The sequence below is a fragment of the Pedobacter sp. BAL39 genome (assembly GCF_000170795.1).
In the GTDB taxonomy this organism is placed as follows: domain Bacteria; phylum Bacteroidota; class Bacteroidia; order Sphingobacteriales; family Sphingobacteriaceae; genus Pedobacter.
Genome location: NZ_ABCM01000005.1, coordinates 281,021 through 304,899, shown reverse-complemented (window position 1 = coordinate 304,899; position 23,879 = coordinate 281,021). Strand labels below are relative to the sequence as shown.

The following is a 23,879-nucleotide window of genomic DNA, read 5'->3' as shown; positions in this document are numbered from 1 at the left end:
GCTTTACTTTGCCTTAATATTCAGGCATGATCAATCAATTCAGAAATTTAAATCCCATAAACCTGCTCCTGTTGTTCGCATACACTTTCTTTATGCGGATGGCGATATTTGCTGATACACCAGCGCAGCTGAACTTTGAGTTTCTTGAACCTTATGCCAAGTTTTTCCTGCATGTACCATTACAGGATTTTTTTTCTCCTACGGGCAATGCGCTGATGGCCGCCATCCTCGTATTTGTACAGGCGGTATTGTTCAATAGGGTGGTCAACAACCACGGCCTGTTAAATAAGCCCGGATTTCTTCCAGCACTGTTGTATGTCACCTCCGCAAGCCTGTTCATGCCCTTTCTGATCCTTAGTCCCCCCTTGATCTGTAACTTCTTGCTGATCTGGATGATGGATAAGTTTCTGAGGGTGGGTAAATCGGGTAATGTCATGATGATCATGTTTGATGTTGGGATGATCATTGCACTCGGTACGCTCATCTATTTCCCTTTTATTGTGATGCTCGTTCTGATCTGGCTGACATTGCTCCTGTACCGTTCATTCAATCCCGGAGAATGGGCTGCGGGGCTGATCGGCTTCATCACCATCTTTTTCTTCGTCTGGGTTTTTTATTACTGGAATGACAGTATAGGGTTGTTTTATAAGATCTTTTTACCCCTGGCCAATAAGTTTCCGTCGGTGTTCAAAATCAATTACAATGATTACCTGGTGTTGGTTCCGGTGTCTGTCATGATGGTGCTGGCCATCCTGCAGTTGCGTGAGAACTTCTTCCGCAGTTTCATCAGTACCAGAAAAGCCTTCCAGATGTTGTTTTTCATGTTTCTGATTGCCATTGTCAGCTTTTATACGAAGCCGGACTTCAGGCTTTACCATTTTATGTTGTGTGTTCCTCCCGGAGCAGTACTGCTGGCTTATTATTTTTCGAACGCTAAAAAGCGATGGTTTTACGAAAGTCTGTTCCTGATTCTCGTTTTTGCCATACAATACTTTTTGTTTGTTTAACTTTTTTTAACAGTTTGAGCCCGTATTCTTTGCTAAAGATTAATAGCTTTGTGCCATGAAGTTTGTCTTTAAGTCCATTCTGAACATCCTGAATGCATAATCTCGTCATCGATATTGGAAATACGAATAGTAAAGCGGCCATTTTTAATGACCGCAGCATGCTTCATTTCCAGGTGATGAAAGCGCTGACACCGGAAATGGTGCTGGAGCTGGTCAGGGAGTATCAGGTGGACTGTTCCAGTATCTCCAGCGTGAGTGCGGAGCTGGAAGAAGTCATCGATACGCTGAAAACAAACACCAGTTATGTTCCTTTTTCTACTAAGGTGAATACTGGTATCCAGAGTAATTATAATAGCCAGGATACGCTCGGGCTGGACCGCTGGGCGAAGATGATTGCTGCACATCATTACTATAACGGAAAAAACTGTTTTGTCATTGATGCGGGCACCTGCATCACCTACGATCTGCTCAGCAGCGATAGCGTATATAACGGGGGGAGTATCAGCCTTGGGATAGATATGCGCTTTCAGGCATTGCACCATTATACCGGAAGATTGCCGGTGGTAACCTGGGACAGAACGGCCGAAATTCCCGAAGGAAGGGATACACATACCGCCATTCAACATGGTGTGCTGGCCGGGGTAATGAATGAAGTTGAAGGGTTTATTGCCCGGGAAAATAAAGAAAATAGTAACCTTACGGTATTATTAACAGGTGGAAACGGGGAATTTTTGTTGGATCAATTAAAAAACAGCATCTTCGTGCCTCAAATTATTTACGATCCGTACCTGGTACTAAAGGGATTAAATGAAGTCATTGTATTTGAATATGTTCAAAAAAATTAATTATATAGCTGCAATCCTGGTATTGCTGACCGGCATGAGTGTTCGTGCACAGGTTACGACACAATCTCCGTATTCTAAATATGGACTGGGAAATGTTAAAGGACTGGTGCTTCCTCAGTTTCGCGCCATGGGTGGGATCTCTACCGGGGTGTATAAACCAAGTGGTTACAGTAACATCAATATGCAAAACCCTTCATCTTATACCGGGGTTACGCTGACTACACTTGAGACCGGACTGAGTGGTGGTTTTTCAACGCTTGATGATGGTACAAAGAAAGAATCCAGCTTCAATGCTTCCTTAGGTCACATCGCACTGGCTTTCCCGATTGTACGTGGTAAATCAGGGATGAGCTTCGGCTTAATGCCTTATACCCAGGTTGGTTATGAATACTCACAAAGCAGCACTGTGGATACCATGAGTAGCCGTAGCCTTTACTCTGGTGAAGGCGGTTTGACTAAAGCCTATTTCGGTTTTGGTCAGCAACTGTTTGATCACTTCAGGGTGGGTGCCAATATTGAGTATGTGTTTGGTAACCTGATTGAAAACCGCTCTTCGGAGCTGTTGGACCCGCTTTATACCGCAGGAAACACTAAAATTCAAGATAAAAATAGCGTAGGTGGTGTGGCCTTCTCCTATGGTGCACAATATGACATTGTACTGAGCTCCAAGAAAAGCATTACCCTGGGATACTCAGGCTCTTCTCCATCTACCATTAATTCCAAAAGAACCTTCGTAGCTACGCAGTACAGCAGGGATTCCAATGGTGATGAAAATGCAGCCTCAGAAACAATTGACCTGATTGAAAATTCGGATACGGACCTTAAATTGCCGTTGATCCATAACTTTGGTTTTACCATTCAGAAAGACAACGCCTGGCTGATTGGTGCTGACTACAGAACAGGCAACTGGTCGAAGCTGACCATCGCAGGTGCAAATCAGGGCCTTCAGGATAGCTGGGGTTACTCTGTGGGTGCACAGATCACTCCTGACTTCAGCTCTGTGAACAGTTATTTCCAGCGTGTGGACTATCGCATCGGTTATACTTACGACAAGACTTACATCAAACTGAACAACCACAACATCAACCAGAAAGCAATTACTTTTGGTCTGGGCTTACCAATGGCTTCTACAATGAACTCTGTTTATAAAATTAACCTTACTGCCGAGGTTGGCCAACGTGGAACGCTGACCAACAACCTCATTAAGGAGAACTTTGTCAACATTCACCTGGGCTTCACCCTGAATGATACCTGGTTCAGAAGATATAGAATCAACTAATATTGCAGATGAAATCACGGAGACTGATATCGGGTATTGCAGTGCTATGCATGTTGCAGCTTTTGATCAGCTCCTGTGGGGAGGATGACCTGAAAAAGGCATCCCCATTGTCTAAAAAAGACCTGGTGCTGAACAGGGATCGTACCCTGGGTGTGGAGATCATCTATAGTGACTCTGCAAGGGTAAAAGCAAAAGGGAATGCCCCGGTGCTCGACAAGATCACCATGACCAATGGGGGTACCTATTCAGAGATGCCTAAGGGGGTAAAGATCAACTTCCTGGACGAATTCATGAAAATAAAGGGTTCCATTACCTCTGATTACGCCATTCAACGTGAACTGGAAAAACTGACCATCTTCAAACGGAATGTGGTGGTAGTCGATCCTACGCTGGTCTTCAATACGGAGGAGCTCACCTGGGATCAGAACAAACAGCTTTTTCTCTCTCCAAAAGGAGTGATCACCAAACCGGACGGTACCGTCATCAATGCGGTTAACTTTATTGCCACCCAGGACTTCAGTAATTTCAAGTTTGAGCAGGCCTACGGACAGACTTTTGTAGACCAGAATTTCGGGGAATAATCAAGGAATGTCAGAGGGCATATTTCCTTAATTTTTAAACACTTATTCAAAAACAATTTAATGTTTTCTTTTTTTAGCAAAAGTTGTATCTTGCGCCCTCTTAAAAAAGATTTATAAATAAGAATATTATGGGATTAATGACATTTTTGCGGAATCGCGCAGGTTACATTTTAATCGGTGCCATCGGTTTTGCAATTGTTGCATTTTTAGTTGGTGATGCAATTAACGTAGGTAAGCCTTTTTGGGCTGAATCTCAAAAGGTTGTAGGATCTATCGATGGTGAAGACATCAACATTGACGAGTTTGGTCCTAAAGTAGAGCAAAGCCTGGCTCAATTCAAACAGCAATATGGTGGTTCCGGCAATGAGCAGATGAGCGCAATGGCGGTAGACCAGGTTTGGAATGGCGAAGTGGCCAATGTGCTTTTAGGTAAGGAATACAGCCGTCTTGGTCTTAATGTTTCTGGTGATGAGTTGTTTGACTTATTGCAAGGTAAAAACCCAAGCCCGCTGATCGTACAGTACTTTGGTAATCCTCAGACTGGTGAGGTGAACCGTGCAGAAGTCTTGAACTCCCTGAAACAACAATCTAAAAATCCTCAGCTGAAACAACAGTGGGACCTGTTGCAGACAGAGATCGAAAAACAGGCTTTACAACAGAAATATGCTAACCTGATCCGTAGTTCTGTATATGTGACTACACTGGAAGCAAACGATGAATACCAGAACCGCAATAAACTGGCTAACTTCAGGTATGTGGGTCTGGATTATACTTCTATCCCTGATGCAAACGTAAAACCTACAGAGAGCGACTTCTCTGACTTCTATAACGAGAACAAACAACGTTTTAACAATCCTACAGAAACACGTTCTTTCGAATATGTTTCTTTCAACATCAGCCCTACAGCGGCAGATTCTGCAGCAATTAAAGCGCAGGTAGAGAAACTGGCTGCTGACTTCAAGGCAGCGCCTAGTGATTCTCTTTTTGCAGCGCTTAACTCTGATGTGAAAGTTCCTTATACTTACGTGACCAAAGGTAAACTTGATCCTGCAGTAGATTCAGCAGTATTTAACCTGCCTGCAGGAAGTTACTACGGACCTGTGCTTTCTGGCAATTCTTACAAACTGGTTAAAGTTGCAGATACCCGTTTTTCTCCGGATTCTGTAAAAGCAAGCCATATCCTGATTGATGCGGCCAAACTTGGCGGTGTTGATAAGGCCACAAAACTTGCTGACTCCCTGAAAACACTGGTACAGAACGGAGCGAACTTCGCAACACTTGCTGCACAATACAGTGTGGATGGTTCCAAAGATAAAGGCGGCGAGCTGGGTACCTTCAGCCGCGGACAGATGGTTGCTGAATTTGAGAACGCAGCTTTCAATGGTAAAGCAGGTGACCTTAAGGTCGTGACTTCTCAATTTGGTGTGCACCTGATCAAAATCGAGAAACAAGTAGGTTCTTCGAAAGTAGTGAAACTGGCCTATATCGAGAAAAGCCTGGCACCAAGTAACAAAACCAAAGATGCTGCCTACAAAAAGGCAAGCAACTTCCTTGCTGAAGTGAAAGACAATAACTTCGCCGAGCTTGCTCAGAAGTTGGGATATACTGTTGGTGTTGCTGATAAAATTACGCCAACACAAGGATTTGCTCCAGGTCTTGCCAACCCACGTAAGCTGATCAAAGATGCTTATGCTGCTGATAAAGGTGATGTGCTGAAAGAAATCTATGCGATGGACAACGCTTTTGTGATTGCCCGTGTGACCGCTGTTAAAGCAAAAGGATTGTTATCTCTTGAGGATGTGAAAAAAGACATCACTCCGATGGTGATCAATGCAGTGAAAGCAAAACAGCTGACTGAGAAAATCAACAAGGCCCTTCAGGGTGCTTCAACGATTGATCAGGTTGCCCAGAAATTGGGTAAACCGGCGACTTCAGTTCCGAACATCGTTTTTGCTAACCCAATTATCCCGGGTGCTGCACAGGAAAATAAACTGGTAGGTGCCATCTTCGGATCTGCAAAAGGTAAACTTTCGAAACCGGTAGACGGACAACAAGGTGTCTATGTGTTCGTCGTGGACGGATTCAGTAATCCTGCTCCATTGGCAAATACTTACAAACAAAAAGAAGCAATGATGCAGGCTTCAGGTCAACGTACGCTGGGCTCCGCATTCCAGGCTTTACAGGATAAAGCTGATATAAAAGACAATAGGGTGAAATTCTATTAATCTTATTTTACGTAATTTTGTGACCGGAAGCATTTTTGCTTCCGGTTTTTTTATTTAGGAAAATGGATATTCAGGAAAATTTCGTCAATAAGGTGGCCAATAGTGGCCTGATCACTTTTAACCTGGAGGATTATTATCATACAGGTGAAAGGGTAGTTTATGATATTAAAGACAACCTCTTTCATGGGTTGATGCTGAAGGAAAAGGATTTTAGAGAGTTTATTAAAACTCACGACTGGACTGCATACACAGGTAAAAATATTGCAGTGATCTGCAGCGCAGATGCCATTGTCCCTACCTGGGCGTATATGTTACTGGCAAACAGGATGAAACCTTATGCCAACGAAGTGGTATTTGGTAACCTGGAAACACTGGAATCCGTGCTGTTTGCAAAGGCACTGGCGAAGGTCGACCTGGGTGCTTTTGAAGGTGAACGTGTGGTGATCAAAGGCTGTGCGGACATCGATGTGCCGGTGTCGGCATATGTGGAGATTACGGCGCTTCTGACGCCGGTGGTGAAGAGCATTATGTATGGGGAACCCTGTTCTACCGTCCCCATCTATAAGCGGAAAGACTAATTTTGGATTGCTTTTTGATTAAACCCTGATATGAAAAGATCATTTTTGATAATTACGATTGTACTACTCAGTTTCAGGGGATGGACTCAGGAGCTTCCATTTGTGAAGGACCCTGTATTCCGGGTTGGGGAGGTGCTCCAATATAAGCTGAGGTACGGGATCATCACCGCAGCCGAGGGAACACTGAAGGTGCTCAGCTCTGATCTGAAGTTCGATGGTCAACCGACCTACCGCTTGTCGGTAGACGGGAATACATCGGGTACCTTTGACGTATTCTATAAGATCCGGGACCATTATGATTCATATATTGATCAGAAAGACCTGAAACCTTACTTCTACCAGGAAAACATCCGGGAGGGGAGTTACAGGCGTCAGGACAAGGCGCGTTTTTATCAGGATGACCAAAAGGTAGTGGCCACAAAGGGGACTTATAAAACCCCTAATAAACAAACGTTCGACCTGGTATCGACCTATTACTTTGCCAGGAGCCTGGATGTATCGAAACTGAAGACCGGCGATATGGTAAACCTCAACTACTTCCTGAGTGATGAGGTCAACCAGCTGAAGATTGAGTTTATGGGACGTGAAACCATTAAGACGAAGCTTGGCAAAATTAAATGTTTAAAATTCAGCCCATCCATTAAACCTGGGAGGATCTTCAGAAAAGACAGCAGGTTATACTTGTGGGTAACTGATGATGGCAACAGGGTGCCTGTAAAGGCGCAGGTAGAGATCCTGGTGGGTGCTGTAACCATGGAAATTAAATCGGCGGATGGATTAAAATATCCATTGGCCATAGTTAAATAGAAAAGATGATAGAAGTACAGAATACACTTGTGCATGAGGACCTGATCAGCGAGAGCTTTGTCTGCAACCTCAATAAGTGTAAGGGCATTTGCTGCGTAGAGGGAGATGCCGGGGCACCGCTGGATGTGGCGGAAACAGCCATCCTCGCGGAGATTTATCCGAAGATCCAGCATCTGCTGGAAGAGAAGGGCATCAGGGCTATTGAAGAATACGGGACTTCTGTAGTGGATGCAGATGGTGACCTGACGACGCCCTGTGTGGATGGCAATAAGGAATGTGCCTATGTGACCTTCGAAAATGGCATCACCAAGTGTGGCATTGAAAAGGGCTATGAGCAGGGTTTGATCGATTGGCAGAAACCGATCTCCTGTCACCTTTATCCAATCCGGATCACCCAGTATCCGGAGTTCGAGGTGCTGAATTACGACAGGTGGCACATCTGCCATGATGCCTGTACCTTCGGCAGGGAGCTGAAAGTTCCTGTTTACCAGTTCCTGAAAGGACCACTGATCAGAAAGTATGGCCTGGAATGGTATACTGAACTGGAAAATAGTGTATCTTCATAAAAATCATAAAGCATAAACCAAAAAACTGATATCTTGAAAGGAATAATATTAGCCGGGGGAAGTGGCACACGTCTGCATCCTTTAACACTGGTCATGAGCAAGCAGATGATGCCTGTATACGATAAGCCAATGATCTACTATCCATTGTCTACACTGATGCTGGCGGGGATCCGGGAAATCCTGATCATCTCTACGCCGCATGACCTTCCCAACTTCCAGAAGCTGCTTGGCGATGGTAAATCACTGGGCTGTGAATTTTCTTATGCCGTGCAGGAAAAACCAAACGGACTTGCCCAGGCATTTGTCATCGGTGCTGATTTTATTGGCAGTGATAAGGTAGCGTTGGTACTTGGCGACAATATCTTTTATGGTGATGGGATGTCCAACCTGCTTCAGGCCAGTGCTGATCCTGATGGTGGGGTGGTGTTTGCGTACCGTGTGTCTGATCCGGAGCGCTATGGTGTGGTGGAGTTTGATGAAAATAAAAAAGCGATCTCTATTGAAGAGAAACCGCTGTCACCGAAATCGGATTTTGCCGTCCCGGGGCTTTATTTTTATGACAACAGTGTGGTGGAGATCGCCAGGAATATCGCGCCTTCGCCACGTGGCGAATATGAAATTACCGATGTGAACAAGGTTTACCTGGAACAGGGTAAACTGAAGGTGGGTGTGTTGAGCCGTGGCACGGCATGGTTGGATACCGGTACCTTTGCCTCGTTGATGCAGGCAGGCCAGTTTGTACAAGTGATTGAGGAACGTCAGGGGCTTAAGATCGGCTGTATTGAAGAGGTGGCTTACCGGATGGGCTTTATCGATAAAGAACAGCTGCGCAGCATCGCTACACCGCTGGTGAAGAGCGGATACGGTGAATACCTGCTGAAAATGATCAAATAGATTACAGTCTTTATTAAAGACTTCTCATTAAGAAAATATCGAGGCTTCCCCAGGGAGGCCTTTTTTATTGCAGTTTTTTAAGAAAATGCGCTTTGCAGGGAACTTTGGAGATGATTCTTTAGCTGTTAATGATTGGAGCACTCCGTCTTTTAAGGGCAAGTGCATGATAATCAGTAGCTACCTTCTGCCGGTTTTCTTTAGGGAAAGGCAGTAATGCCAAAATCGCTGAACGAAATGGCAAATTTTATAACTTTAAATTGAGATAATCTAACTTGATTTGAATGTCAGCCTTTCCGGTTGTTAAACGCTAAACAAGAACCACACACAAATGAAACAAAAACAAGGAATTTTACTGTTGCTGTTGTTGCTGACTTCCGGCAGGAGTTTTGGACAACAGGACACCAGGGCACTTAAAGCCTGGCAGGAGCAGAAGTACAGCATGTTCATCCATTTCGGCATTTATTCTGTGCTGGGAGGAGTCTGGGAAGGTAAACCAGTCACCAAAGGTTTGAGTGAACAGATACAGGCGCATGCAGGGATATACAGCGATACCTACGCCGAAACAGCCAAACAATTTGACCCGGAAAAGTGGAATGCGGATTCGGTGGTCATGCTGGCCAAGCGTGCAGGTATGCGTTCTATCGTGATCACATCAAAACACCATGATGGGTTTTGCATGTTCAAGACCAATACGACGGACTTCAATGTCGTGGATGCCACACCCTACAAAAGAGACATCCTAAAAGAACTTTCTGAAGCATGCAAAAAAGGGGGACTGCGTTTCGCGTTATACTTCTCATTGATCGACTGGCATTATCCGCAGGCTTCACCGATTTCTAGCAGCAATTCGGATTACATCACGCCTGAACATTTTCAGTACAACAAGCAGCAGGTTACAGAGCTGCTGACGAATTATGGGCCGGTCTCTGAGCTCTGGTTCGATATGGGATCACAAAGTGCGTCAGAAAGCAAGGAATTGCGTGAGCTGGTGCATCAGCTGCAACCTGGTTGTATGATCGGCAGCCGCATTGGAAATGACATGGGTGATTTTACGGTGATGGGTGACAACCAGGAGCCTGATTATGTGATCGGTGTGCCATGGCAGTCGCCGGCCTCTTTCTTTGATGAAACCTGGAGCTATCGATCCTGGCAGGAACGTGGCAGTGAAGAGGAGAAGATGAAAGAAAAGCTGACCAGCCTGATCCGTGTGGTGAGCCGCGGCGGAAACTTCCTGCTCAACATTGGCCCCAAAGGGGATGGCTCCATCGTTCCTTTTGAAAAAGATGTGCTCCTGCAGATTGGCGACTGGTTAAAGAAAAACGGGGAAGCCATCTATGGTGTCCGTCCTGATCCTTTTCATATTTCCTTCAAATGGGGAAGCCTCACCAGCAGAAAGGATCACCTTTACCTGCACTTGCTTTCGGCACCTGAAAACAATACGGTTTTTCTGCCAGGCCTTACAGGAAAGATTGAAGGTATAAAAGTATTATCTACGGGTGAAAAAGTCAGGTTTAGCCAAAGCGCAAAAGGAGTGGAGGTAGTAGTCCCTCCAGGGCTTGATATCGAAAAGATGTTCAAGGTGATTGACATTACTTTCAGCAATGGCTTCCAGGTACCGCCGGCAAACATCCTTCCGCTACCCGGCGAAGGTACTGCGGTTCTGGCTTCTGCCAATGGGTTCAAACACTTCAGCAACTCCGGGATTGATTATGATACCCGTTATCAGAGCACGGTCAAGGAATCCTGGACCCTCCAGCCGACGCAAAATGGAACCTATCAGCCGAGGATCTATTTCTCTGCCCAGGAGAAAGGAAAAACGATAGATGTTGAGGTTGCCGGACAGGTATCGGCGGTGACGTTTGATGAAGGGACAGTGGTACCACTTCATCCCACATCGGAAATCAGCTGGGGGCAGCTCTACCAGATTGGTCCTTACTATTCCGGAGTGGGCAGCTTTCATGGGGATGTACGGAACATTGACATCAACAAGCCCTGGCCAAATTCAAACGACCAGCGCTGGAAAAAGTCTGCCTACCAGAATAACCAGGTGTACGAACTGTCGGTTGAGAAACAGCGCGCGGTATACCTGCTGCAGGAAATTGAATCAGATAAGGACCAGGCATATCTGGTTAAAATCACAAGTGGAGATGCGGTGACGATCGCCCTTAATGGCACGATGATTCTGGAACATAACAACCCTTTTAAGGTAAAACAACTTCAGGACCAGGTATTGCTCCAATTGAAAAAAGGCAAAAACCAACTGTTGGTCAAATACTATAACGGTTATCAGAAAAGCACGGTGCTGGGCATCGACACGACTGTAAAACAGGAGATCTTTTACAAAGACCTGAAGCCTGTAAGTATGGACGCTGGAAAATATTATCCTTTCAGCTGGCAGCTGCACGAGCCGCTTTCTCCACATACCACGCTGGGTTTGTCCAATGTGAGTATTGAGTTGAAAAAGAAATAAAAAAATGAAGAAGGATCGCAATCTAAAAGTATTCAGAATTGCGGTCCTTTTTAAATCCTTGTGGGCATGTTTGCCAAAAACACATAATAATTGGGTAATAGGGTAAAATAATAACGGGGATAATTCGCTTTCTTTGGGTAACCAAATTATAGCCTAATGACCAAGAATAAATTTCTATTTCCATTCATGATGATCACGTCCCTGTTTTTTATGTGGGGTTTCGTGCACAATCTGGATCCGATTCTCATTCCGCACCTGAAGAAATCGTTTAGCCTGTCGACTTTACAGGCTTCACTGGTCGACTCTGCCGTGTTCATCGCCTATTTTGTAATGGCATTGCCGGCAGGATTCATCATGAAAAAATATGGATATAAAACCGGGATCATCCTTGGACTGTTGTTGTTCGCCACGGGCTCCTTTCTGTTTATTCCTGCGGCCAATACTCAGTTGTACTTATTTTTCCTGCTGGCGCTGTTTATCATTGCCTGTGGATTGACTATCCTGGAAACGGCAGCAAATCCTTATGCCTCCTTGCTGGGTCCAAAGGAAACATCGACCTTCCGCCTTAATTTTGCACAGTCCTTTAACGGGCTTGCAGCGACCCTCGCTCCGATCATTGGTGCCAAAATCATCCTTACCGAAGGTTTCTCTGATGAAGCACTCGGAAAAATGACTGACGCAGCAAGACAGGCGGCGCTGGCCTCGGAAGCGGCAACGGTAAAAATGCCTTATCTGATTCTTGGCGGGATCATTCTCCTGATTGCTATCATCTTTATCTTCCTGAAGCTTCCGGAAATCAAAGAACATGAAGTAGGTGCCCATGGAGAGGCCGTGGAGGACTATGGGAATGCCGAGACAGAGATTCTTCATGCATTAAAACACCGTCAGCTTAAATGGGGTGTTGTGGCACAGTTTTTCTATATAGGTGCCCAGATCTGTGTGTTCAGTTTTTTCATTCTGTACGCTACCAAAGCCGCTGGTATAGGGCAGCAGGAGGCTGCGAAATATCTCGGTTATGGAATGGGGATGGCCTTTATGATCGGTCGTTTTGTAGGAACGTTCCTGATGCGCTTTATCAGTGCTCCTAAATTGCTGACGATCTATGCGCTGATCAATATTGCATTGAGTGCGGTGGCCATGGTTGCCGGAGGACAGGTGGCCCTATATACTGTCATTGCCATTGCTTTTTTTATGTCGATTATGTTTCCGACCATCTTCTCGTTGGGCATCAGGGATCTCGGTAAGGACACCAAGTTCGGCAGCAGCCTGATCATCATGTCTATTGTGGGCGGTGCGGTGCTGCCCCCGGTAATGGGATTGATCAGTGATCAGACGGAAAACATCCAGATGGGATACATTGTGCCACTGATCTGCTTTTTAGTGGTCTTCCTGTTTGGCTGGAAAGGACATCAGGTAAAAAATAGGGTAGCGACTGTTAATGTTTAAACGATGAATAAAAAATATTATTTAACCCTGGACCTAAAAGACGACGCGGGGCTGATTGCCGAGTATGAAGAGATACACCAGCAGATCTGGCCGGAAATCCAGGAGAGTATTGTCAGTGCAGGAATTGTGCAGATGGAGATCTTCAGGATGGCTACGCGCCTGGTCATGGTGATGGAAGTGGACGATACTTTCTCCTTTGAGAAAAAAGCGGCGGCAGATGCAGCAAATCCGGTGGTGCAGGAGTGGGAAACGCTGATGTGGAAGTATCAGCAGGCGCTGCCCAATGCAAAACCGGGAGAGAAATGGATGATGATGGATAAAATTTTTGAATTACACTCATGACAGCAATAACAAAAAAGCGCTTTTTACAGATTCACCCCGGCGACAATGTGCTGGTAGCGCTGCAGGACCTGCCTGAAGGTGAGGTGCTCGACTGGCAGCAACAGCCGCTGGTCCTGCTGGAAACCATTCCTGCAAAACACAAGGTATTTATCAATGACCTGGATGTTGGTGGGGAGGTGCTGATGTACGGTGTGCTTGTGGGTAAAGCTACAGTTCCCGTAAAAAGAGGGATGCGCATGACGGTGGGTAATGTGCAGCATGCTGCTGAGGACTATGCCTTCCGTGAGGTCGATTATCAATGGGAACAACCCGATGTGTCGGCATTCAGGAACCGTACTTTCAACGGCTATCACCGTAAGGACGGGAGTGTAGGTACAGCCAATTACTGGTTGTTTGTTCCCACTGTATTTTGTGAAAACAGAAACCTGGATGTGATTAAGGAATCGTTATACAATACCCTTGGCTATGCGGTGACAGATAAATACAGATCGTATACAGATCAGTTGCTGGAGGCCTTCAACAGTGGAGATACGCTGACCAGTTTTGACGCTGCAGCGTTGACACCTGTAAGCCCGACAAGAAAGCGGGTATTTAAAAATGTGGATGGCATCAAATTCCTGAATCATCAGGGGGGCTGTGGCGGAACCAGGCAGGATGCTGCTACACTGAGCAAACTGTTGGCTTCGTATGCTGATCATCCCAATGTAGCGGGTATTACGGTGCTGAGCCTCGGCTGTCAACACCTGCAGACTCAGGATTTTCTGGCAGATGTCAGGCTAAGAAATCCTGATTTTGACAAACCGGTACTTGTTTTTGAGCAGCAGCAAAGTCAGAGTGAGGAGCAGCTGATCAAAGATGCGATCTTCAGAACTTTCAAGGGACTGGCGGAGATCAATGAGTTTGAGCGTACACCGGCGCCTTTGAGCAAGCTGGTGGTAGGTGTGAAGTGCGGCGGCAGTGATGGCTTTAGCGGCATCTCCGCGAATCCTGCCGTGGGCTATACGTCTGATTTGCTCGTTGCACTTGGTGCAAAGGTGCTGCTGGCGGAATTCCCGGAGCTTTGTGGTGCAGAGCAGAACCTGATCGACAGGTGTGTTGACCAGCCCACAGCGGAGAAATTCATCCGCCTGATGCGTGAATATGATGCACAGGCGCATGCTGTAGGTTCAGGTTTTCACATGAACCCTTCGCCGGGAAATATCAAGGACGGACTGATTACAGATGCCATCAAAAGCACCGGAGCGGCAAAGAAAGCCGGTACTTCACCAGTGGTGGATGTGCTCGACTATACCGAACCTGCTACCAAAGCGGGATTGAGTCTGGTATGTACGCCTGGAAATGATGTGGAGGCTACTACGGGAAAAGCGGCAAGCGGAGCAACATTGATCCTGTTTACTACCGGATTGGGGACACCTACGGGAAACCCGGTATGTCCTGTGATCAAAATTGCCACCAATACAGCATTGGCAGAACGGATGAGTGATATTATTGATATTGATACCGGGCCGATCATCGCCGGTGAGAAAACCATTGAAGAGATGGGCGCAGAGATCCTGGAGTATTGTATCCAGGCTGCAAGCGGCGTCACCATCCCCAAGGCAGTACAATTGAATCAGGATGATTTCATCCCATGGAAAAGAGGTGTTTCACTATAACAACAGCAGCTCCTATCAAGATACAGGAGCTGCTTAATCACAACATAAGATGTTTAGTTTAAAAGGAAAATCAGCAATTATTACGGGTGGAGGAAGTGGTATCGGCAAAGCCATATCAACCCTTTTTGCCCGTCAGGGAGCAACAGTGCACATCATTGAACTGAATGCCGAAGCGGCAGCGCAGACGGTATCGGAAATTGAAGGTGAAGGTGGAACAGCAAAAGCGTACAGCTGCGATGTCAGCAATCAGGAAGCAGTCGTAAAGATCTTCAATGAGATCGGCACAATTGATATCTTGGTAAATAATGCAGGTATCGCACATGTCGGTAAGGCGGATACCACAAGTGAGGAGGATTTTATGAAGGTCTTCAACGTGAATGTTCTTGGGGCTTATAACTGTTTGTATGCAGCCATTCCGGCTTTGAAGAAAAGTAGTACCGCTGTGATCCTGAACATGGCTTCTATTGCTGCCAATGTGGGCATCACCGACCGTTTTGCGTATTCTATGAGTAAAGGCGCCATCTATGCAATGACACTGTCTGTAGCCCGGGATTACCTTGCTGATGGCATCCGCTGCAACAGCATCTCACCGGCAAGGGTGCATACCCCATTTGTAGATGGCTTTATTGCAAAAAACTATGCCGGACAGGAAGCGGAGATTTTTGGTAAATTGTCGGCCAGCCAGCCTATAGGCCGCATGGGGCAACCCGAGGAGGTGGCCAATCTCGCACTTTACCTCTGTGCGGAGGAAGCTGGTTTTATCACAGGAAATGATTACCCTCTTGATGGAGGATTTATTAAATTAAATAACTAAAAACGTACAACAATGAAATTAATCAGATGGGGAGCTGCCGATCAGGAGAAAACTGGCGTAATCGTCAATGATGTATGGTATGATACTTCTGCCTTTGGTCAGGACTATAACGAGCAGTTTTTTAGCGACAATGGTCTGGAGAAGCTGTCGGCATTTGTAAGAGAAAATGAAGGTGAGCTGGAGGTTGTCCCTCAGGATACACGTCTGGGATCACCAATTGGCCGTCCTTCTAAACTGGTATGTATCGGCCTGAACTATGCTGATCATGCCAGGGAAACTAATGCACCGCTGCCGCCGGAGCCTGTGGTATTTATGAAGTCGACCACTGCCATCGTTGGCCCTTTCGATCAGATCATGATCCCAAAAGGTTCTGTAAAGACCGATTGGGAAGTGGAGCTGGCCATCGTCATCGGCAAAAAGGCTTCTTATGTTGAGGAGGCTGAGGCTCTCGACTACGTTGCCGGATATGTATTGCACAATGATGTTTCTGAACGTGAGTTTCAGATCGAGCGCAATGGCACCTGGGATAAAGGCAAGGGATGCGATACCTTCGCTCCGCTGGGACCCTTCCTGGCAACGAAAGAGGAGATTGCTGATGTCAACAACCTGCGCTTGTGGCTGTCTGTGAATGGTAAAATGATGCAGGATGGCAATACCTCCAACTTCATTTTCAATGTGCCTTTTGTAGTGTCGTATGTAAGCCAGTTCATGACGTTGCTTCCTGGTGATGTCATCTCTACAGGAACGCCTGCAGGTGTCGGACTTGGTTTTAAACCGCCGGTCTATCTGAAGGCGGGTGATGTCGTCGAACTCGGCATTGATGGCCTTGGTACGTCAAGACAGGAAGTAATTGCATTTGAGAAACGATAATTGTCATTGAATGACGTTGATTTGGCTTGATCTGGCATGGTGAGGTCTTTCTTCGAAAAGCTGGAACGGTACTGCTCATCCTCAAATGTTTCGCTGAAGGGCGAAACATTTGCATGTCTTCGCAGCACCATTCCAGCTTTTTTTTTGGCATCAACTATATATGCGACGAGGCAGATCTGCGTGCTAAAAGTCGGATGAGCCGATTAAACTAAATAATCGGCTCAAATGTATAATTGGGAATTGCCGGACTGGCCTGAATTTAAGTATAACCTGGCTGCTGTTGAAGCGGAGTTATATGATTTTGCCGAAGAAACAGGGGAGGTGAGTGGTCTGCTGAAGACATTGCCGGAATATGTGCAGCAGGAAGCTTTGTCTCAGACGATGAGCAGGGCGGTAGTGCTCAGTCTGTCAAAGGCTATTGAAGCAAATAAGTCTTCTTATTATGCTGCGCTGAAAGCCGCTCAGCAAAGTAATGAGATTACGGAATGGATTGTTTATTTCGCGAAGTTAACCTTAGCCGCGCAGCGTGAGGCTAAGGGTGTAGTTAATTTTTCGCTTCAGAAAGTTTTGTTCTTTGATCGTTATAAAGCGCAGTTAACAGAGCGGCAACTTAAAGCGATCAGGAAAATGCTGGATGCCGGCATCGAAGGTTTCAAGGGAGGGATGACCGCAAAGAAGTACATGAACATTACCAGCGCATCAAAAGCTACTGCTACACGAGATCTGCAGACATTAACCGATGCTGGTGTGCTGATTTCCCAGGGAGAGGGACGTAGCAGTCGCTATATCTTGAATCTCGCCTATCCCACAATATAACACCATAGAACGGTTTGTAAGATGTTGAAATAAAAAAGAGTATTGCTACGAGAAGGCCTAGAAACGTTTGCGCTTTTTCAGCGCAAGCTTTTCAGCCTTCGACAGCAATGCCCTTTTTTATTAGTTCAGGGATATGGTCTTTCAGTGATTAATCCTGAAAGATCAGCCCTAACTTATACGCTGCACTACTAAATCGCGCTGGTTTCCACTTTCAGGAATGCCGCTTCATCCTCCGAAAGGAATGGACTCAGGCGCTCATATACCGAGGCATTGTAGGCGTTCAGCCATTCAATCTGACTTTGTTCCAGCAGGTCTTTTTTAACAATCCTGGTGCTGATCGGAGCGATGGTCAGGCATTCAAAAGCATAAAACTCATTGAACTCATTACTGATGTCGGCAATGGTGTTGACCAGATTCTCGATCCTGACACCATGTTTTCCAGGGCGGTACACTCCTGGCTCCACAGAGGTGATCATTCCCAGTGCAATACTTACGGGGGTTGGCGTAGGGTTGAATACTTGTGGACCTTCATGGACGTTCAGGAAGTAACCTACACCGTGACCTGTGCCGTGACCATAGTTGATGGCATAGTCCCATAGTGGCTTGCGTGTGATGGCATCAATCTGATAACCGCAGGTACCTTTCGGAAAGCGGACCTTACATCCGTCGATCATTCCTTTTAGTACAAGTGTATAATCTGTTTTTTCCTCTTCGGTATTGTTCCCCATGGGGATGGTGCGGGTGATGTCTGTTGTGCCGTAGAAATACTGACCTCCTGAATCGAGGAGGAATAAACCTTCCTGTTTAATCTCGACATCGCTCTCCCTGGATGGGCCATAATGCGGAAGCGCACCATGCGGACCGTAGGCACTGATGGTGGTAAAGCTATCGCCGGAAAATCCTTCCTGTGCGGCCCTGAACTTATGCAGTTCCGCGGCGGCAGAAAGCTCGGTTATGGTGATCTTGCCGATGTTGTCAGCTAACCATTTGAGGAACCGTGTGATGGCCACTCCGTCTTTTGTCATTGCCGTTCTGGTGTTGGCCAGTTCCGTTGCATTCTTGACGGATTTCAGGTTGGTGGATGGGTTGGTATCGTAAATGATCCTGACCGATGCGGGGATGAGCTTGGCAAAAGCAAAGCAGTTCCGCTTAGGGTCGATGAAGATGGAGCTGTTGTCAGGGACCCTGGTCAGCGCGGTTTCAATATCTTCGTATGGAAGGACTTCCACACCACTTTTCAGCAGGGTTTCTTTTTCCGTTCCGGTTAGTTTTGTGGTATTGATGTATAACTTAGCATGGTCCTGGCTGATGAGGGCGAAGCTCAGCACTACGGGATTGTAGCTGACGTCTTTACCGCGCATGTTGAATAACCAGGCCATGTCATCAAGCGAAGAGATAAGGTGGTAAGCGGCGCCTTTTTTCAGCAGCTCCTCACGTACAGCCGCAATTTTTGCAGCCACCGATTGTCCGACGTGGTCATCCTCAAGGAGGAATGCTTTTTCCACGGGCAGCTCAGGTCTGTTGATCCAGATGGGACTCAGGTAATCTTTACTGAGGAACTCAATGCCTTTTATGGCAAAGGACTGCGTCAGCAAATCACCAAGTAAAAGAGAAAGTAACTTTTCGTTTGATGCTACTTTGGCACCAGCGGGAAGTTGATCAATCAGGTATTGTATGTATTCCGGAGCATGCTGCACTCTCTGTCTGACCAGCTCGAAGCCACTTCCAGCAAGTTGTTCAGCTGCCTGCTCAAAATATCGGAAGTCAGTCCACAGCCCAGCAAACTCATGGGTGATCACCAATGTGCCCGCCGATCCGGTAAAGCCTGATGCAAAAGGGATACATTTATAGTGGTGTGGTAGATATTCGCTGATGTGAGGATCTGAAGAAGGAATGATATAGGCCGAAACGTCATCGGCGATCATCTGCTTACGTATTTCGCTTAATTTTTCCTGATAAGTCATGTATTAAATTTTTAATCTAAGATTCAGTTCAAATGATACTCTTGCAAATCTATGTAATTTAATTCCTTTAGAAAATTAGGGGTATTACTTATCCGTCAGCGGTAGGTATTATTCTTGTTAATTCCCATTCCTGACAGCATGAAAGATCTTGAGAACTGGCGGTTATCAGAGCCTGACGAAGCTGATGTATTGCACAAAGGGAGGGCGCGCAGAAGTCGCCCGGCAACGTGATGTCGTCAAACAGGGCTTTGAGCCTGGTGTTGATTGCGTTTGTTTTCATTTGGAAACGGTCTTGCAGAAGGCTGGTTGCGGGATCAGCTACAAGAGATTTTAGACTCATGAGAAGGGTTGTTGACGTTAATTATGAGTTCGTTTACATGATTTTGATCGGTCATATTATGTAAAACTAGAAAATTATTAATTATTCGTACTACAATAAGTTAAAAGTTATTAGTGTGTGAGGTGAGCTTGAGGAGCCGGTCGAAACAAGGTTTTCTTTGCAATCGAAGTTGTGAAAACGGCTCTTTTTTTAGGTTTTGTCCGCTTTTAGTTTTACATTGTATAGTTGTTAATCCCCGAAATTTTGTCAACCTGTAATGAAGGACTTTTGTAGGCTTTGGATGCTTGTATTATCTATTTTTGTCATTGACAGCAGGGCAATCGCTATGCCTGTTCCGGCGGGTGCCATGCAGTTTTACTACCAGCAGTTTGACAATCGAAACGGTTTGTCAAACAGTGCTGTAAATGTGCTTTTTCAGGACAGTGACCAGTTGTTGTGGGTAGGTACCTGGGATGGGCTGAACATGCATGATGGTACTGACTTCAGGGTGTTCAATTACAGCAGTGATCAGGCCGGGAGCATCGGCAACAACGTAATACAAGATGTGAAAGAAGATCAACGGGGGAACATCTGGATCAGCACAATTGGGGGGATCACGAGGTTTGAAAAGCGCAGTGGTAAGTTTTACAGATATTTTTACAACGGGGAGGCACGTAGGAGCATTGGTGAACGGGAATATGAGTTGGTGGTGGCCAGCGACGGGCACGTATTCTGTTATAGCAAAAGTCATGGACTAAGTGTCTTCAATCAGGTTAAAGATACTTTTCAGGCGCTCTCTTTTTTGCCTGGAAATACTGAGGTGGTGAGGATTGTGGCCGGTAAAGACCGGCAGATCTGGTTTCTGCAGCGCAACGGAACACTGAGTATTGGCCAGACCAGGGCTGGCAATCAGCTGGCGCTGGTTAAACGTTTCAGACCATCTACGTCAATTACCAATCTTTATTTTGTCAACAATACCATGTTGCTCAGTGATGTGCAGAACAACCTCTGGAAGTCGGATGTCCGTTACCGTATGACCAGGGTGGCGCGTATGCCCAGGGGAATACGCGCCATAAGCTATTACCAGTCCTTTTATATGGTGGCCTGGGAATCGCAGGGTGTAGCGGCCTTTGATGCCTCCTTCCGGCCGGCCGGCTTCCTGCAGCAGGAGGTCGCGCGACTGGCGGGAACGAAAGTTACTACCATCCATGCTGCCAGGGATGAAGTATTGTGGCTGGGAACCGATGGGAATGGGCTGATTAAGATCTTTCCGCGGGTGAATCAGTTTCTGTTGGTGAGCCCGCAGAACAGGCCGGAGCTGAACCGTCCGGTACGTGCCTTTGCTGCCGTGGGCAGGGATTTGTGGGTAGGCACGAAGGGCAAGGGGATTTTGCAGATGCATCATTTCTGGGAGGATGCGGGCAGACCAGTCACCACTGGCATAAATACAACTAACGGATTGGACAATAACGCAGTTTATGCCATCTTAAAAGGGTACGGACCTTATGTTTATATCGGTACAGATGGGCGGGGGATTACCATATATGATGAATCCAGGAAGCGTGTTGTCGGCTGGAGAGAATTGAGCGGTACTGCCCGGTTACCGGATTTTGGATCTGTGTATGCCATTTTGCAGGATCGGGACAGCAGCTTGTGGATTGGTACCAGCGGAAGTGGGTTGGTGCACCTCAGGATCTCAGCGGACCCAAAGGGAATATTGTCTGTAACGGAATTTAAACAATACCTGTCCAATTCCGGCAATGGTTTGGCCAACAACATCATTTATGCCCTGAGCAATGGGAGCGATGGCCGGTTATGGATTGCCTGCCGGTATGGCGGACTGAGTGTGCTGGATAAACAAAAAGGTACATTCAAGACCTTCAAAGCATTTACCTATACCAATAGCCTTTCCAATAATGACGTCCTGTCATTATATGAAGACCAGCAGCGTCGGCTGTGGATCGGGACGAGCTACGGCCTCAATATGCTAAGCCCTTCGGAGTCAAAACGTGAGCAGCCGGTCTTCAAACGTTTTACGATGGAGGAGGGGCTGCCGAACAACACCATTCATGCAATCGAGGAAGCCAATTCGGGGAACATCTGGCTAAGCACCAATAAAGGTCTTGCAAGGCTCAACCCTGATAATGGGGCGGTATCGAGTTTTCGGGAAAGCGAGGGGCTGCAGAGCAATGAGTTCAGTGATGGTGCAGTATGGAAGAGCAGCAATGGTACACTTTATTTCGGGGGCATTTATGGATTTAACTATTTCAGGCCTGAGGAGATCCGGGGAGATCAGCTGCAGCCAAACCTGCTGATCTCCCGCGTACAAATGGGAGGACAGACGATTGATGAAAACAGGCTGCAGGTGATTAAGCCATCGGCATCTGCCATTCCCGAATATACGCTGGAACGGAAGAATAACTTTTTCCAGCTCAGCATCAAATCTATGAGTTTCCTGAACGAGGCCAAAAATGAGTTTGCCTATAAGCTGGAGGGACTGGATAAAACATGGACTTATTCCACCTCCAGTGGGAACATCGCCAGAAGTAACATCCCCCCGGGAAATTATACGTTGCTCATCAGGTGGAGTGATGGTGAGGGAGAGTGGACAACGGGGACCAGGGTATTCAGGCTGCAGGTGGATCAGTATTTCTGGCTTACCTATCCCGCAATCCTGCTGTACCTGGTTGTCATTATAGCTTCAGGATATGCTTTTCACACCTATCGTAAAAATAAACTTCAGATGAAATATCAGCTGCAGATGGAGTCGCTGCTAAGGCAGAAAGACGAGGTGGAACATCAGCAGCGGCTCAATTTCTTTACCAATATTGCCCATGAGATCCAGACACCGCTGACCATGATCATGGGGTCTGTGGAGCACTTCCTGCAAACCAGGGAAAACAACTATTTTATCTCACTGGTGCATCAGCATACCGCTCGGCTCACGTATCTTGTTCAGCAGTTGCTGGAGTTCAGGAAGGCCGAGGCTGGTTACCTGAAGAGAAATGACGATTATGTAGACATCAGCAAGATGCTGGACAGTCTCTCGGTGCTTTTCACACAAGGGAGTGAGCAGCATCATCAAACCTATCTGAGGGAAATCCAAGAAGGGATGGCCGGATTTGTGGATAAAGACAAACTGGAAAAAATTCTTTACAACCTATTGTCCAATGCCTTTAAACACTCTGGCAATGGAGAGACGGTAGTTTTTAAGGCTACCTGTCAACAGGAAACAAAAATGCTCTATATTGAGGTGTCCAACTCCGGATGCATGCTGGGTCAGGAAGATCTGGAGCAGATATTCAGCAAGTTTTATGTCAGCAATGACCGGTCGCGCGAAAAGTTCAGCACTGGCATAGGACTCGCTTTCACGCGGGAGCTGATTACATTGATGGATGCGGCGATTGATGTGCGGCTGGAGGGGGAATGGATTCACTTTATCATCAGCATGAAGCTGGAGGCAGTGGCCCTTGAGGGGAAGGAAGATGAGGTGATTACCTCAGCACCATCATCGCTGTACGAGTCGTTGGTGAAGGTTCACGAACGCCCGGATGCGGTGAGTGCCGAAGAAGAAAATAAAAACAGTCTCATTGACGACCTTCAGCAGAAAAACAGGCAAAGTGTCCTCATTGTTGAGGATGAGCCTGAACTTCGCTTCCTGATTCGTAATGTGTTGAAAGAACACTATATCATTTATGAGGCCGGCAATGGACGAGCTGCACTCCAGTTTCTTCAGAAGACAGTGCCCAGTCTCATCATCAGTGATGTCATGATGCCAGATATGGACGGCCTTGAACTGTGCCGGGCCGTTAAACAGACGCCGGCGCTGGCACAGATCCCTTTTGTGATCCTCTCTGCAAGAGGGACAGAGGACCATAAGACAGAAGGATATGAGGTTGGTGCAGATGCCTACATCCCCAAGCCTTTTCAAATCAATTACCTGCAGGTGAGGATCAGGAAGCTGCTTGACTACCAGGAGCGTATGCAGCACCTGATCAAAGACCAGCACATCACCAACCAGTTTATGGATGCTGATATCGCTGATGCGGATAAACAGTTCCTTGAGGCCCTGCTGAAAGCAATTGAGCAGAACCTGAATGAGCCAGACCTCAATGCGGCCACGCTGGAGGATGCCCTATCCATCAGTAAAATGCAGCTGTACCGGAGGTTGAAATCTCTTGCCGGAATGACACCTGCAGAGTTTATCAAGAGAATCAGACTGAAGCATGCTGCCGACATGCTCCTGAGTTCCCAATATACCGTATCAGAGATCTTTTACCGGACGGGCTTCAACAACAAATCTTATTTCTTCAGGGAATTCAAAAAGATTTACCGTTGCGCACCGAATGAGTACCGTCAGCAGTATTTCGAAGAAAATACGCCCATTTTGTAATTATAGTG

General features: G+C 46.5%; 18 protein-coding genes. 17 read left to right on the top strand and 1 reads right to left on the bottom strand.

Annotated features, from left to right (window positions below):
• Positions 1 to 26 precede the first annotated feature (26 nt).
• The 16 genes from PBAL39_RS09285 to PBAL39_RS09210 all read left to right on the top strand — a co-directional run bounded on the left by PBAL39_RS09285 (position 27) and on the right by PBAL39_RS09210 (position 17,195).
• The gene (locus PBAL39_RS09285) at positions 27 to 1,007 is read left to right on the top strand and encodes a DUF6427 family protein (RefSeq protein ID WP_008240630.1); all 981 of its coding nucleotides are present in this window, start codon (positions 27 to 29) and stop codon (positions 1,005 to 1,007) included.
• 92 nt (positions 1,008 to 1,099) lie between these two features.
• Entirely contained in the window at positions 1,100 to 1,852 is a 753-nt protein-coding gene (locus PBAL39_RS09280; protein WP_008240628.1) for a type III pantothenate kinase, read from the top strand.
• Positions 1,836 to 3,131, top strand: coding sequence for a membrane protein (locus tag PBAL39_RS09275; RefSeq protein WP_008240626.1), 1,296 nt, complete (start codon positions 1,836 to 1,838; stop codon positions 3,129 to 3,131). Before PBAL39_RS09280 ends, PBAL39_RS09275 begins: the two co-directional genes overlap by 17 nt.
• An 8-nt stretch (positions 3,132 to 3,139) precedes the next feature.
• Positions 3,140 to 3,712 carry a hypothetical protein gene (locus PBAL39_RS09270; protein ID WP_232282924.1) on the top strand — a complete coding sequence of 191 codons (573 nt, stop codon included), beginning with the start codon at positions 3,140 to 3,142 and terminating at the stop codon, positions 3,710 to 3,712.
• A 128-nt stretch (positions 3,713 to 3,840) separates the two neighbouring features.
• Positions 3,841 to 5,937: a peptidylprolyl isomerase gene (locus tag PBAL39_RS09265; RefSeq protein ID WP_039866330.1), complete on the top strand. Its 2,097-nt coding sequence runs from the start codon at positions 3,841 to 3,843 to the stop codon at positions 5,935 to 5,937.
• Positions 5,938 to 5,999: 62 nt separating this feature from the next.
• Entirely contained in the window at positions 6,000 to 6,515 is a 516-nt protein-coding gene (locus PBAL39_RS09260; protein WP_008240620.1) for a DUF2480 family protein, read from the top strand.
• 30 nt (positions 6,516 to 6,545) lie between these two features.
• Entirely contained in the window at positions 6,546 to 7,322 is a 777-nt protein-coding gene (locus PBAL39_RS09255; protein WP_008240618.1) for a DUF3108 domain-containing protein, read from the top strand.
• Positions 7,323 to 7,327: 5 nt separating this feature from the next.
• Entirely contained in the window at positions 7,328 to 7,888 is a 561-nt protein-coding gene (locus PBAL39_RS09250; RefSeq protein ID WP_008240617.1) for a DUF3109 family protein, read from the top strand.
• A gap of 33 nt (positions 7,889 to 7,921) precedes the next feature.
• On the top strand, positions 7,922 to 8,782 hold the full coding sequence (gene rfbA, locus PBAL39_RS09245) for a glucose-1-phosphate thymidylyltransferase RfbA (protein WP_008240615.1): 861 nt from the start codon (positions 7,922 to 7,924) through the stop codon (positions 8,780 to 8,782).
• A 328-nt stretch (positions 8,783 to 9,110) separates the two neighbouring features.
• Entirely contained in the window at positions 9,111 to 11,252 is a 2,142-nt protein-coding gene (locus tag PBAL39_RS09240; protein WP_008240610.1) for an alpha-L-fucosidase, read from the top strand.
• A 156-nt stretch (positions 11,253 to 11,408) separates the two neighbouring features.
• Positions 11,409 to 12,698, top strand: a complete 1,290-nt coding sequence (fucP, locus tag PBAL39_RS09235) for an L-fucose:H+ symporter permease (protein ID WP_008240608.1) — start codon at positions 11,409 to 11,411, stop codon at positions 12,696 to 12,698.
• 3 nt (positions 12,699 to 12,701) lie between these two features.
• Positions 12,702 to 13,040 carry an L-rhamnose mutarotase gene (locus PBAL39_RS09230; protein WP_008240606.1) on the top strand — a complete coding sequence of 113 codons (339 nt, stop codon included), beginning with the start codon at positions 12,702 to 12,704 and terminating at the stop codon, positions 13,038 to 13,040.
• Positions 13,037 to 14,695 (top strand): UxaA family hydrolase, encoded by a 1,659-nt coding sequence (locus tag PBAL39_RS09225; RefSeq protein WP_008240605.1) that lies wholly within the window; start codon positions 13,037 to 13,039, stop codon positions 14,693 to 14,695. Before PBAL39_RS09230 ends, PBAL39_RS09225 begins: the two co-directional genes overlap by 4 nt.
• 49 nt (positions 14,696 to 14,744) lie before the next feature.
• Positions 14,745 to 15,509, top strand: a complete 765-nt coding sequence (locus PBAL39_RS09220) for an SDR family NAD(P)-dependent oxidoreductase (RefSeq protein WP_008240604.1) — start codon at positions 14,745 to 14,747, stop codon at positions 15,507 to 15,509.
• A gap of 12 nt (positions 15,510 to 15,521) precedes the next feature.
• Positions 15,522 to 16,379: a fumarylacetoacetate hydrolase family protein gene (locus PBAL39_RS09215; protein WP_008240603.1), complete on the top strand. Its 858-nt coding sequence runs from the start codon at positions 15,522 to 15,524 to the stop codon at positions 16,377 to 16,379.
• A gap of 225 nt (positions 16,380 to 16,604) precedes the next feature.
• Positions 16,605 to 17,195, top strand: a complete 591-nt coding sequence (locus PBAL39_RS09210; RefSeq protein ID WP_008240602.1) for a DUF4172 domain-containing protein — start codon at positions 16,605 to 16,607, stop codon at positions 17,193 to 17,195.
• 188 nt (positions 17,196 to 17,383) lie between these two features.
• Here PBAL39_RS09210 and PBAL39_RS09205 read toward each other — a convergent pair whose 3' ends face one another.
• Positions 17,384 to 19,159 (bottom strand): aminopeptidase P family protein, encoded by a 1,776-nt coding sequence (locus tag PBAL39_RS09205; protein WP_008240601.1) that lies wholly within the window; start codon positions 19,157 to 19,159, stop codon positions 17,384 to 17,386.
• A 620-nt stretch (positions 19,160 to 19,779) separates the two neighbouring features.
• On the opposite strand from PBAL39_RS09205, the gene PBAL39_RS09200 reads away from it, so the two are divergent.
• On the top strand, positions 19,780 to 23,871 hold the full coding sequence (locus PBAL39_RS09200; RefSeq protein WP_008240599.1) for a two-component regulator propeller domain-containing protein: 4,092 nt from the start codon (positions 19,780 to 19,782) through the stop codon (positions 23,869 to 23,871).
• The last annotated feature ends 8 nt before the right edge of the window (positions 23,872 to 23,879 follow it).

Excerpts from the sequence above, each read along its gene's own strand:
- PBAL39_RS09200 (WP_008240599.1), top strand. The coding sequence starts at position 19,780 with ATGCTTGTATTATCTATTTTTGTCATTGACAGCAGGGCAATCGCTATG.
- PBAL39_RS09240 (WP_008240610.1), top strand. The coding sequence starts at position 9,111 with ATGAAACAAAAACAAGGAATTTTACTGTTGCTGTTGTTGCTGACTTCC.
- PBAL39_RS09260 (WP_008240620.1), top strand. The coding sequence starts at position 6,000 with ATGGATATTCAGGAAAATTTCGTCAATAAGGTGGCCAATAGTGGCCTG.
- PBAL39_RS09205 (WP_008240601.1), bottom strand. The coding sequence starts at position 19,159 with ATGACTTATCAGGAAAAATTAAGCGAAATACGTAAGCAGATGATCGCC.
- fucP (WP_008240608.1), top strand. The coding sequence starts at position 11,409 with ATGACCAAGAATAAATTTCTATTTCCATTCATGATGATCACGTCCCTG.
- PBAL39_RS09210 (WP_008240602.1), top strand. The coding sequence starts at position 16,605 with ATGTATAATTGGGAATTGCCGGACTGGCCTGAATTTAAGTATAACCTG.
- PBAL39_RS09270 (WP_232282924.1), top strand. The coding sequence starts at position 3,140 with ATGAAATCACGGAGACTGATATCGGGTATTGCAGTGCTATGCATGTTG.
- PBAL39_RS09255 (WP_008240618.1), top strand. The coding sequence starts at position 6,546 with ATGAAAAGATCATTTTTGATAATTACGATTGTACTACTCAGTTTCAGG.
- PBAL39_RS09250 (WP_008240617.1), top strand. The coding sequence starts at position 7,328 with ATGATAGAAGTACAGAATACACTTGTGCATGAGGACCTGATCAGCGAG.
- PBAL39_RS09265 (WP_039866330.1), top strand. The coding sequence starts at position 3,841 with ATGGGATTAATGACATTTTTGCGGAATCGCGCAGGTTACATTTTAATC.
- PBAL39_RS09215 (WP_008240603.1), top strand. The coding sequence starts at position 15,522 with ATGAAATTAATCAGATGGGGAGCTGCCGATCAGGAGAAAACTGGCGTA.
- PBAL39_RS09280 (WP_008240628.1), top strand. The coding sequence starts at position 1,100 with ATGCATAATCTCGTCATCGATATTGGAAATACGAATAGTAAAGCGGCC.
- PBAL39_RS09225 (WP_008240605.1), top strand. The coding sequence starts at position 13,037 with ATGACAGCAATAACAAAAAAGCGCTTTTTACAGATTCACCCCGGCGAC.
- PBAL39_RS09230 (WP_008240606.1), top strand. The coding sequence starts at position 12,702 with ATGAATAAAAAATATTATTTAACCCTGGACCTAAAAGACGACGCGGGG.
- PBAL39_RS09275 (WP_008240626.1), top strand. The coding sequence starts at position 1,836 with ATGTTCAAAAAAATTAATTATATAGCTGCAATCCTGGTATTGCTGACC.
- PBAL39_RS09285 (WP_008240630.1), top strand. The coding sequence starts at position 27 with ATGATCAATCAATTCAGAAATTTAAATCCCATAAACCTGCTCCTGTTG.
- PBAL39_RS09220 (WP_008240604.1), top strand. The coding sequence starts at position 14,745 with ATGTTTAGTTTAAAAGGAAAATCAGCAATTATTACGGGTGGAGGAAGT.